Raw genomic sequence first — 12,060 nt, 5'->3', positions numbered from 1 at the left:
TTGGTGATACAACAAAAGTAGATCCAGAACAAATCGAAGTAGATCCAGCAGTAGAAAAAGTAATGCATGTATCAGAACCATATAAATTAGCTAACAGAGCATTCCATCCAGATGATTCAATCATTGATGTAAGAGGAGTAAAAATCGGTGGTGGAAACCTAGCCGTGATTGCAGGACCATGTTCAGTAGAATCAAAAGAACAAGTGATTGAAATTGCTAAGGCAGCCAAAGCAGCAGGAGCTAATCTATTAAGAGGGGGAGCATTCAAACCAAGAACATCACCATACGCATTCCAAGGAATGGGATCAGAAGGGTTAGATATTTTAGTAGCAGCCAGAGAAGCAACAGGATTACCAATCGTATCAGAATTAATGGATGCAGAACATTTAGATGAATTTATTGAAAAAGTAGACTTGATCCAAATAGGAGCAAGAAATATGCAAAACTTCGATCTATTAAAGAAGGTAGGGAAAGCAACAAAGAAACCAATCTTATTAAAAAGAGGATTAAGTGCAACATATCAAGAATGGATCATGTCAGCAGAATATATCATGGCTAGTGGGAACCCAAATGTCATCTTATGTGAAAGAGGAGTCAGAACATTTGAATCATATACAAGAAATACATTAGATTTACAAGCAATCCCAGTAATTAAAGAATTAACACACTTGCCAATCATTATCGATCCAAGCCATGCAGGAGGAAAATGGTGGTTAGTCAATCCGATGGCAAAGGCAGCAGTCGTAGCAGGATGTGATGGATTAATGATCGAAGTGCATAATAATCCAGAGAAAGCATTATGTGATGGACCACAATCATTAAAACCAGCGAAATTTGCTCAATTAATGGAAGAATTAAAACCAATCGCAAAAGCTGTTAATAAAGAAATTTAGGGTGATGAAAATGGAAATGATCGTTAATTTAAAGGAACATAGTTATCCTATTTATATTGAAAAAAACATTTTAAAAAAAGCAAATGAAAAAATTAAAACAGTATTTAAAGGAAAGAAAATAATGATCATTTCTGATGATCAGGTTTATCCTTTATATGGTGAAGCACTCACAAACAATCTAGCATCTGATTATACAGTAGGACATGTTGTGGTAGAACACGGAGAACAATCAAAACGATTTGATATGCTTCCTATGTTATATAAAGCTTGTTTAGATTTTAAATTAACTCGTACTGATTTAATTATTGCTTTAGGTGGTGGTGTTATTGGTGATATGGCTGGCTTTGTAGCAAGCAGTTATTTAAGAGGGGTACAGCTTGTACAAATTCCAACTTCACTTTTAGCACAAGTTGATAGTTCTGTAGGAGGAAAGGTAGCTGTTGATTTACCAGATGGTAAAAACTTAGTTGGGGCATTTTATCATCCATCAATGGTTTTAATTGATCCTACTACTTTAAAAACTTTATCGCCACATTTTATTAATGATGGAATGGGTGAAGTCATTAAATATGGATGTATTAAAGATAAAAACTTATTTGATAAATTGAATCAATATCATGGCTTTGATGAACTTTATGAATCAATTGATGATATTATTTATACATGTGTTGATATTAAAAGAGATGTTGTAGAAAAAGATCAATTTGATTTTGGTGATCGTTTATTATTAAACTTTGGTCATACTTATGGTCATGCTATAGAACAATATTATCATTATAAAAAATATTCTCATGGTGAAGCTGTGGCTATGGGAATGTATCAAATTACAAAGTTAAGTGAAACACAAGGTATGACACAAAGTCATACGAGTGATCAAATTAAAGAAATTCTAGAAAAATATCATCTTCCTTATCAATGCAACGTAGTAACTCAAGATTTAATGAAAGCTATTGCTTTAGATAAGAAAAACATAAATAATTCTTTATCACTTGTATTATTAAAAGAAATAGGGCATAGTTTTGTTTATAAAACAAATCAAGAATTTTTATTAAAAAAAGAAAGGGTATAAAATGAGTCAAATAAAATTAAATCCTACAAAATTAAAAGGACAAGTTTCTGTTCCGCCATCAAAATCTTTAGCTCATCGTGCGATTATTGCTGCAAGTTTATCAAATGGTCAATCACGTATTGATAATATTGAATATTCCCAAGATATTAAGGCCACTATTAAAGCAATGGAAGCATTAGGTACGAGAATCGAACAATATGATGATTATTTAATCATTGATGGTAAAAGTACATTTTCTAAAAATAATACTATGCCTGGTGTAGAAATAGATTGTGAAGAATCAGGATCAACATTACGTTTTATGGTGCCTATTTCTATTGCTAAAGAAAATAAGGTACGTTTTATCGGTAGAGGGAATTTAGGTAAAAGACCACTAGATACTTTCTATGAAATATTTGAAAGACAAAATATAGGATATTTATATCGAGAAAATGTTTTAGATTTAAATATTGTAGGAACATTAAAACCTGATTTATATCGTATCCCCGGACATATTTCTTCACAGTTTATTACTGGATTGCTTTTTGCTTTACCTTTACTTTCTAGTGATTCTATTATTGAAATAACGACACCTTTAGAAAGCAAAGGATATATTGATTTAACATTAGATGTTTTAAAATTATATGGAATAGAAATTATTAATCACAATTATAAGCAGTTTATTGTACGAGGAAGACAAGAATATCAAGCAAGAGATTATCGTGTGGAAGCTGATTTTTCACAGGCTGCATTTTATTTAGTTGCAGGAGCTTTAAATAATGATGTGACTTTAATGGATTTAAATTTAAATTCATTACAAGGAGATAAAGCAACAATAGATTTTTTACAAGCTATGAACTGTACTTTAGAAAAGAAAAATGGTGGTATTCAAGTTGTAAGTCATGGCTTGCAACATACTGTAGTTGATGCAAGTCAATGTCCTGATGTGATTCCGGTTGTGACATTAGCTTTAGCACTATCAAAAGGTCATAGTGAAGTTATTAATGCATCACGCTTACGTATTAAAGAATGTGATCGTTTATCCGCTACAGTATTAGAACTTAATAAACTAGGTGCTAAAGTGATTGAACATGAAAGTTCAATGGAAATCGAAGGTGTTGATTATTTAACAGGGGGTGCAGTTTCATCGCATGATGATCATCGTATGGCGATGATGTTAGCTATCGCATCAACTGTTTGTAAAGAACCTATGGTCATAGATAATAAAGAATGTGTAAAAAAATCATATCCAAGTTTTTGGGAAGATTTTGCAGCGTTAGGAGGGAAAATAGATGCCAGCGACATATAGAAACAATATAGAACTTACTTTATTTGGAGAATCACATGGTAAAGCAATTGGTATTACTATTGGTAACCTTCCTAGTGGAATCCAATTAGACTACGATGAAATCAAAAAAGATATGAAACGACGTGCTCCAGGACTTAATAAAATGTCTACAGCGAGAAAAGAAGCCGATGAAGTTGATATTATTAGTGGTGTTCAAGATGGTATCACAACGGGTGCACCACTAACAGGATTAATTTATAATAGTGATCAACATTCAAAAGACTACTCACTATTAAAATCTCATATGCGTCCTGGACATAGTGACTATCCTGCTTATGTAAAATATCATGGATTTAATGATGTAAGAGGGGGCGGACATTTTTCAGGAAGACTTACAGCGCCAATTGTTTTTGCAGGGGCCATTGCAAAACAAATTTTAAAACAAAAAGGAATTAATGTAGGTGCCCATATTTTAGCTATTAAAGATATTCATGATGATTCGTTTCAACACCCTATAACTACAGAAACTTTAGATTTATTAAGCCAACAAACATATCCTACTTTAAATCAAGAAGTATTTAAAGAAATGGAAAAGATCATTGAAGAGGCAAGATTAAATCAAAATTCTGTAGGTGGAAAGATTGAATGTGCTATTGTAGGTATGCCTGCAGGAATTGGACAACCTTTCTTTGATTCAGTTGAAAGTCATTTATCTCAATTATTATTCTCTATTCCTGCGGTAAAAGGAGTTAGTTTTGGAGATGAACATATTAGTGAATTAGATGGTTTACAAGCTAATGATTGTTATTACTATGATGAAAAAGGAAATGTAAAAACAAAATCTAATCATAATGGTGGTATTACTGGTGGAATTACGAATGGTATGCCGATTACTTTTACTGTTGCTATTAAACCAACCCCATCCATTGCTCAAAAACAAGATACAATTAATGTTCAAACAAAAGAAAATACAACAATTGAAGTACATGGTCGTCATGATCCATGCATTGTACAACGTGCAGTTGTCGTAGTTGAAGCTATGGCTGCTTTATGTATGTTAGATTTTATTAGATAATGAAAGATTTAAATACATGTCGTCAAGAGATTGACGCTATTGACACACAAATTATGAAATTGTTTGAACAAAGAATGAAAGTATCAAAAAATGTTATTGAGTATAAATTAGCCCATGATATGGAAATATTTCAACCCGAAAGAGAAAAGGCAGTCATCGAAAAAAATGTTCAAAGAATGGAAAGTGAAGAATTAAAGACTTATGGGGCTGCTTTTATTCAAGATGTGATGGATATTAGTAAATCATACCAAGCTGAATTTATTCCTACTCAGGATTTATATCATCCTTTACCTCATAAAAATGAAAATATTGTAGTAGGATATCAGGGTGTACCAGGTGCTTTTGGTCATCAAGCTATGCTTCAATATTTTGGTGAAGTTGATAATAAAAATTACCCCCTTTTTGAAGATGTTTATAAAGCCATTGTTAATCATGAAATTGATTATGGTATTGTTCCATTAGAAAACTCTTCAACTGGAGCTATTAATGATAATTACGATTTAGTAAGAAATTATAATTTGTATATTGTAGGAGAATACAATTTATCAATTAGTCAACATTTATTGGGAATCAAAGGTGCCCAACTTGAAGATTTAAAAGAAGTTTACTCACATCCTCAAGGATTACATCAATGTTCTCACTTTTTAGCTAAGCATCCTCAAATAATTCAAAAGAATTATACAAATACAGCTGCCAGTGCTAAATATATTAGTCAGCTTCAAGATAAAACAAAGGGAGCTATTGCTTCTTTACAGGCAGCTCAACTTTATAACTTAGATGTGATTCAAGAAGATATTCATAATTCTTCAATGAATCATACTCGTTTTATTGTTATTGGACGTCATTTAGAAGATAGTCCTCATGCTAATGTTTGTAGTATAGTTTTTACTTTACAACATAAAGTAGGAGCTCTTTATAGTGTATTAAAAGCAGTTAAGGATCATCAAATCAACCTATCAAGAATTGAATCAAGACCTATCGTGGATAAAAATTGGCAATATTATTTCTACATTGATTTAGAAGGAAGTATTCATGATCAAAATGTAAAAATGATGCTTCAAGAAATGAAAACGCATTGTCTAACAATGAGAGTATTAGGAAATTATCAACAAGCAAAATGAAAAATATAGTATTAATAGGAATGATGGGTTGTGGCAAAACCACAATATCTCAATTGTTAGGTGAAAAATTAAAACGAGAAGTTATTGATATTGATCAATATTTGATTGAAAAACATGGATGCAGTATTAGTGATATGATGTCTATATCAGAAGATCATTTTAGAGATTTAGAACAAGAAGCATGTTTAGAATTATCTAAAAAAGAAGGTGTTATTATTTCTACTGGTGGGGGTGTCATTAAACGTCAAGAAAATATAGATGCACTCAAGAAAAATGGAATAATTATTTATTTGGATCGTCCAATTCAAAATATTTTAACAGATATAGATACTCAATCTCGACCATTATTAAAAGATGGTCCGGAAAAACTTTATCAATTAGATAAAGAAAGAAGACAATTATATATGAATGCTTGTGATATTCATATTATTAATGACCAATCATTAGAGATGATTGTCAATCTTATTATTTCTAAAGTAGGATAACATTGTTATCCTACTTTTATGTTATAATAAAAATCAGGTGATATTATGAAATTAGAATTAGTAGAATATGTACATACAGGTTTACCAAAGGGATGGAAACCTTATTATATTTATCATATTTTAGTTGGTAGTCAATGTGTAGGAACTATCGTTTTAAGAGAGGGAACATTGCAAGAAAGATATTATGATGGTCATATTGGCTATACTATTGAAAAACCTTATCAAGGACATCATTATAGTTTACAGGCTTGTTTTTTAATCTTTGAAAAAGCTAAAGAATTGAATATGAAACAGCTTATTATTACTTGTTCACCGGAAAATAGGGCAAGTCATCATATTATTCAACATTTACCAGCACGGTATATAGAAACAGTTAGTATTCCCAAACAATTAAAAAAATATTTTACTAAAGAGGAAACACATAAGGAAGTTTATCTTATTCAATTGGAGGAAGTATGAAATTTATTCACATTTCAGATATACATTTAGGAAAAATTATTTATCAAAAAAATTTATTACCATTACAAATTGATTTATTAAAGCAAGTCATTGATTATTTAGTTACTCATGAAATTGATGTTTTAGTTATTGCTGGTGATATTTATGATCGTGCTATTTCAAGTAATGAAAGTATTGAAACACTTGATTGGTTTTTAAACAGTTTAATAAATAAGCATCACAAAAAAGTACTCATGATTTCAGGTAATCATGATAGTAATGAACGATTGAATTTTGTAAGTAAATTATTAGAAAAACAAGGGTTATATATTGTTGCTTTTCCTGAAAAAAAGATCAAACCAATCGTTATTGATGATGTCAATTTTTATCTTGTTCCTTATTTTAAACCTACTTATATTGCTTATTTATACCAGCATGAGTCTTTTGTAAGTTATCAAGAGGCATTTGAATACTACCTAAGTAAGCAAGATATTGATTATACAAAAACTAATGTACTTGTTACGCATCAGTTTATTGCCGGAAATAAAGAGGTAATTAAAAGTGATAGTGAGGTTATTTTAAGTGTTGGGGGAAGTGAAATCATTGATGTAGAGTCAGTAAGTCAGTTTGACTATGTGGCATTAGGACATTTACATGCCTGCCAAAAAATCAAATATGATTATGTAAGGTATGCTGGAAGCTTAATGAAATATTCTTTTGATGAAGTAAATCAAAAGAAGGGAATGCTAGAAGTAGAAATTGAAGATAAAAAGGTACAATGTAAGATGATTCCTTTAAAGCCACAAATAGATTTGATTAAGGTGAAAGGATATTTTAAAGATTTATTAGAAAATGAGATTAATAATCAAGATTATGTTTCAGTAGATTTATCAGATACATCATTAATTCCTCACGCTAATGAAAGATTAAAAAATGTATATCATCATATTTTACAGTTAACATATCCTTATTTAAACCAACATTCATCAAGTAATCAAACAAAAGCAAATCAAGGATTTGAACAAAAAGGACCGTTAGAAATATTGGAAGAGTTTTATTTAAAAATGAAGGGAGAAGCAATGGATTTACAAACCGTTAATTTAGTGAAAGACTTAATTGAGGAGGAAACACAAAGTGATACCTAAGTTATTGACGATATCTGCATTTGGACCTTATGCTAATTGTACTCAAATGGATTTTTCTTCATTTGACCAAGATGGTTTATTTTTGATTACTGGGCCTACAGGAAGTGGGAAAACCATGATTTTTGATGCTATTACATTTGCTTTGTACGGTCAAAGTAGTGGTGGTGTAAGAGAGAAAGATTCTTTTCGTTGTGATCATGCCAGTCCCGATGCTTTAACCTATGTAGAACTTGAATTTTTATTACATCAACAAAGTTATGTCATAAAACGCTCTCCCAAATATTTTGTTCCTGGGAAAAAGACGCCTAAACAACCTAAAGCATTGCTTACATTACCTGATGGAAAAATGATTGAAGGGACCAAAGAAGTCAATAATAAAATCATTCAATTATTGGGTGTTGATGATAAACAATTCAAACAAATTGTGATGATTGCTCAAGGTGAATTTACAAAACTTATTTTTTCTTCAAGTGATGACCGTGAAAAAGTATTACGAGATTTATTTCACACTGAAATCTATCAGGAATTGGAAGAAAAGCTAAAACAAAAAGTAAAAGATTATCAAGTTAAATATAATCAGTTGTTTCAAAGAAAAGATGAACTAAAAAAAGAAATGGAATGTCAAAATGAGGATTACAAGGCTTATCTTGATCATTTACATCAATTATGTATAGTGGAAGAAAAAAAATATGATGAAAAAAATGAAAATTATCAAAAGCAGTCGCAACTTTTACAAGTACAAACATTAAATAATCAAAGGATTGAACAATACCAAAAAACTAAAGAAAAATACTTAGAATTAAAAAAGCAAGAAAAAACTTATCATCAATTAAAAGAGAAGGTTGATCAACTTAATCAAGTACAAGAAATTCAAGTTATTTATCATCAACAACAACAATTAAAAAATCAATACCTTCATTCTAAAGAAGAATTAGAAAAACTTATTTCTAAGCAAAAACAAAAGCATAAAGAATTTCGTGATATTGATTTGCTGTATCAACAATTACCACAACAAGAACAACTTAAGTTACAATTACAACAACAGGAAAATCACTTACTTGAAAAAATCACGCAATTAAACCAATACCAAGTAGATTTCAAACAAAAAGAAAGTTATCTTCAACGATTAAAAGAATTAAATACAAATAAACAAGATTTTATTTCTAAACAAGAAAAGATAGAAAAAAGATTAGATAAAGATTATGAAACAATTCAAAGTGAAGAACGTTTAAAATTAGAATTGAAAAACCTACAAGAATCTTATCAAACGATACATGATAAAAAGATTAAACTACATCGTCTATCAGATGAATATGATCATTTAAATCAAGAATATGATCAAAAAAGTGATATTGAGGAACAATATTTATCTTTAGAAAAAGATTTAAATAACCAAAAACATAAATTAGAATTAGATAATCAATATTATCGTTATCATCAAGCAGGTATTCTAGCTAAAGATTTAAATGACAATCAACCTTGCCCGGTTTGTGGATCTTTGCATCATCCGCACTTAGCCAAAATTGATGATCATTTCATAACAAATGAACAATTAGATAAACAAACGCAACTTGTTGAACAGTTAACAGAACAATATAATGAATGTTATCGTCAACTTTTATTAAAAAAACAACTGATTGAAACAACACAAAAACAACTTGGAAGAATGTGCCAAGAATTACAAATTCAAGAAGAATTAAGTAAAGAAACTTTTATTAAAGAATTAAGTATATTGTTACAAGAAGAAAAGGGAATGAAACAAGCTTATCAAGAAATGGATAATCAATTAAAGTACATTCAAAAATTAAAGATAAGTGTCAATAAAAGTGAAGATGATTTAAAAGGTATATTGCAGACACTAGAGCATTTAAATCAAAATATTCAAGAATTAGAAAAACAAGTTAATTATATTGAAGGAAGACTTGATAAACAATATGCTTCTTTATCTTTAAATCAACTACAAGAAGATCTTCAAGGAATAAGGCAACAATTACAATCATTGAATAAAAAAATAAAGCAAACAGAGATGCAATATCATCAATTAAAAGAACTAAGTGTTTCTATAGATTCACAAATACAGCTTCATACTAAACAAATAAATCATACAGAAAGTCAGTTTAATATAATTCATGAACAATATTTAGAAGCTTTAAAACATTTTGGTTTAGAAGAACACTTCTTATCTTTACTCAATGAAGTAGATAAAAAAGAAGAATATAACGAGGTCTATCAACAATATCAAATTCAATTATTATCTTTAAAAAAACAAGTTGACCAGTTATCAAAAGAAGTTTCCAACATTCAATATGTAGACTTAAATAACCAAAAAGTGTATGTTAATCAATTAAAAGAAGAATGTCTTCTCCAACAAAAAACTTTAGAAAATAATAAAATGAATTATATGATGAATAAAAGTAGGGTTGATGAAATCAATCGAATTGATGAAAAAATAGAAAAAGAGGCTCGTGACTATCAAAGATACTTAGATTTAGCTGAATTAACAAGTGGGAAAAATCAATCTAGAGTTTCACTAGAACGCTATGTTTTAGCAGCTTATTTTGAAAATGTCTTGATGTATGCCAATAAAATCATGGAACGTTTATCACAAGGTCGTTATCAACTTTTAAGAAGAGATTATGCAAGTAAAGGTAGAAGTCAACAAGGACTTGAACTGGATGTGTTAGATTTAGAAAGTGGAATGAGTCGAGATGTTAAAACTCTTTCAGGAGGAGAATCATTTAAAGCAGCGTTATCTTTAGCTTTAGGTTTGTCACAAATGATACAAAATTATGCCGGAGGTATTGAATTAAAAACATTATTTATTGATGAAGGATTTGGTACATTAGATAGTCAATCTTTAGATCAAGCGATTAATTGTTTGATTGATATTCAACAAGATGACAAATTGATAGGTATCATTTCTCACGTAGGTGAATTACAAGATCGTATAGATCATGGAATCATCGTCACGCGTAAAGATAAAGAAAGTAAGATTACGATAAGATAATCTTGTTTCTTTATCTTTTCTATAGTAAAATATTAAAGACATTTTTAGGAGGAAATAATATGGCAAATAATAAGAAAAATGAAGCAATTACTGCTATGGAAGATGATTTTGCTCAATGGTATACAGATGTATGTCGTAAAGCAGAATTAATGGATTATAGTAGTGTTAAAGGATTTATTATTTATAGACCATATAGTTATGCAATGTGGGAACAAATTCAAAACTATATGGATAGAAGATTTAAAGAGACAGGACATGAAAATGTATATATGCCGCTTGTGATTCCTCAATCATTATTACAAAAAGAAGCAGATCACGTTGAAGGATTTGCACCTGAATGTGCTGTTGTAACAAAAGGCGGATTAGATGATTTAGAAGAAAATCTTGTTATTCGACCTACAAGTGAAACTTTATTTTGTGAACATTATGCAAAAATTGTTAATTCATATCGTGATTTACCAAAATTATATAATCAATGGTGTTCAGTAGTAAGATGGGAAAAGACAACAAGACCATTTTTACGTGGGGCTGAATTTTTATGGCAAGAAGGACATACAATTCATTCTACTGAAGAAGAAGCAAGAAAAGAAACTTTACAAATGTTAGGTATTTATGAAGAAACATGTAAAGAATTATTAGCAATTCCAATGATTACAGGACGTAAAACTGAAAAAGAAAAATTTGCAGGTGCTGAAGAAACATACACTATCGAAGCATTAATGCATGATGGAAAAGCTTTACAATCAGGAACATCTCATTACTTTGGTCAAGGTTTTGCTAAAGCATTTGATGTCAAATTTTTAAATAAAGAAAATAAATTAGAATATGTCTATCAAACATCATGGGGAGCATCAACACGTTTATTAGGTGCTATTATCATGGTGCATGGAGATAATAATGGTTTAGTATTACCACCACGTGTTGCGCCAATTCAAGTGATGATTGTACCGGTTATGCAACATAAAGAAGGTGTTCTAGATAAAGCATATGAAATTGAACAACAATTAAAAGCAGCGGGTATTCGTGTTAAAGTAGATGCCAGTGATAAAACACCAGGATATAAGTTTGCTGATGCAGAAATGCGAGGAATTCCATTACGTTTAGAAATTGGTCCTAAAGATATTCAAAATAATCAATGTGTTCTAGCAAGACGTGTTGATGGAACAAAAGAAAAATATGCTTTGGATGAAAATTTAGCCCAAACAATTAAGAATTTAATGGATGAAATCCATGAACAAATGTATAACAAAGCATTAGCCTTTAGAGATGCTAATACACATACTGCTCATGATTATGATGAATTTAAAGACATCTTAGAAAATAAAGGTGGTTATATTCGTATGATGTGGTGTGGTGATGAAGCTTGTGAATTAAAGATTAAAGAAGATACAGGAGCAACATCACGTTGTATTAAAGATGAAGAACCATTTGGTGATGTTTGTCCAATTTGTGGTAAACCAGCCAAGAAAGTTGTTTATTTTGCAAAAGCTTATTAAGAAGAGTGTAACTCTTCTTTCAGATTGTTGACAAACCTATACCTTTACATAAAGATATAGGTTT

10 protein-coding genes are annotated in these 12,060 nt (G+C 30.1%); all 10 read left to right on the top strand.

What is annotated here, in order from left to right; translation table 11 throughout:
• Positions 1–893: 3-deoxy-7-phosphoheptulonate synthase (aroF, locus tag DWZ53_RS10770; protein WP_118434174.1), on the top strand; the 893-nt coding region annotated here is incomplete at its 5' end.
• Positions 894–903: 10 nt separating this feature from the next.
• Entirely contained in the window at positions 904–1,962 is a 1,059-nt protein-coding gene (gene aroB / locus DWZ53_RS10765; protein ID WP_118434173.1) for a 3-dehydroquinate synthase, read from the top strand.
• Between the two features lies 1 nt (position 1,963).
• Positions 1,964–3,250 carry a 3-phosphoshikimate 1-carboxyvinyltransferase gene (aroA, locus tag DWZ53_RS10760; protein WP_118434172.1) on the top strand — a complete coding sequence of 429 codons (1,287 nt, stop codon included), beginning with the start codon at positions 1,964–1,966 and terminating at the stop codon, positions 3,248–3,250.
• The gene (gene aroC / locus DWZ53_RS10755; protein WP_118434171.1) at positions 3,234–4,304 is read left to right on the top strand and encodes a chorismate synthase; all 1,071 of its coding nucleotides are present in this window, start codon (positions 3,234–3,236) and stop codon (positions 4,302–4,304) included. The genes aroA and aroC overlap by 17 nt, the downstream gene beginning before the upstream one ends.
• Complete coding sequence (gene pheA, locus DWZ53_RS10750) at positions 4,304–5,425, top strand: prephenate dehydratase (RefSeq protein ID WP_118434170.1); 1,122 nt, start codon at positions 4,304–4,306, stop codon at positions 5,423–5,425. Before aroC ends, pheA begins: the two co-directional genes overlap by 1 nt.
• Positions 5,422–5,910 (top strand): shikimate kinase, encoded by a 489-nt coding sequence (locus tag DWZ53_RS10745; protein WP_118434169.1) that lies wholly within the window; start codon positions 5,422–5,424, stop codon positions 5,908–5,910. The genes pheA and DWZ53_RS10745 overlap by 4 nt, the downstream gene beginning before the upstream one ends.
• A gap of 45 nt (positions 5,911–5,955) precedes the next feature.
• Entirely contained in the window at positions 5,956–6,369 is a 414-nt protein-coding gene (locus DWZ53_RS10740; protein ID WP_118434168.1) for a GNAT family N-acetyltransferase, read from the top strand.
• Positions 6,366–7,493 (top strand): exonuclease SbcCD subunit D, encoded by a 1,128-nt coding sequence (locus tag DWZ53_RS10735; protein ID WP_118434167.1) that lies wholly within the window; start codon positions 6,366–6,368, stop codon positions 7,491–7,493. Before DWZ53_RS10740 ends, DWZ53_RS10735 begins: the two co-directional genes overlap by 4 nt.
• Positions 7,483–10,500 (top strand): AAA family ATPase, encoded by a 3,018-nt coding sequence (locus DWZ53_RS10730; protein WP_118434166.1) that lies wholly within the window; start codon positions 7,483–7,485, stop codon positions 10,498–10,500. The genes DWZ53_RS10735 and DWZ53_RS10730 overlap by 11 nt, the downstream gene beginning before the upstream one ends.
• A 59-nt stretch (positions 10,501–10,559) precedes the next feature.
• Positions 10,560–11,996 carry a proline--tRNA ligase gene (gene proS, locus DWZ53_RS10725; RefSeq protein ID WP_118434165.1) on the top strand — a complete coding sequence of 479 codons (1,437 nt, stop codon included), beginning with the start codon at positions 10,560–10,562 and terminating at the stop codon, positions 11,994–11,996.
• Positions 11,997–12,060 lie beyond the last annotated feature (64 nt).

Source organism: Coprobacillus sp. AF33-1AC (genome assembly GCF_003475785.1).
In the GTDB taxonomy this organism is placed as follows: domain Bacteria; phylum Bacillota_I; class Bacilli_A; order Erysipelotrichales; family Coprobacillaceae; genus Faecalibacillus.
This window is presented reverse-complemented; position numbering and strand designations above follow the sequence as displayed.

What these genes read in the sequence shown, in the direction of transcription:
- aroB (WP_118434173.1), top strand. Translation starts at nt 904, where the DNA reads ATGGAAATGATCGTTAATTTAAAGGAACATAGTTATCCTATTTATATT.
- aroA (WP_118434172.1), top strand. Translation starts at nt 1,964, where the DNA reads ATGAGTCAAATAAAATTAAATCCTACAAAATTAAAAGGACAAGTTTCT.
- pheA (WP_118434170.1), top strand. Translation starts at nt 4,304, where the DNA reads ATGAAAGATTTAAATACATGTCGTCAAGAGATTGACGCTATTGACACA.
- DWZ53_RS10735 (WP_118434167.1), top strand. Translation starts at nt 6,366, where the DNA reads ATGAAATTTATTCACATTTCAGATATACATTTAGGAAAAATTATTTAT.
- aroC (WP_118434171.1), top strand. Translation starts at nt 3,234, where the DNA reads ATGCCAGCGACATATAGAAACAATATAGAACTTACTTTATTTGGAGAA.
- DWZ53_RS10740 (WP_118434168.1), top strand. Translation starts at nt 5,956, where the DNA reads ATGAAATTAGAATTAGTAGAATATGTACATACAGGTTTACCAAAGGGA.
- proS (WP_118434165.1), top strand. Translation starts at nt 10,560, where the DNA reads ATGGCAAATAATAAGAAAAATGAAGCAATTACTGCTATGGAAGATGAT.
- DWZ53_RS10745 (WP_118434169.1), top strand. Translation starts at nt 5,422, where the DNA reads ATGAAAAATATAGTATTAATAGGAATGATGGGTTGTGGCAAAACCACA.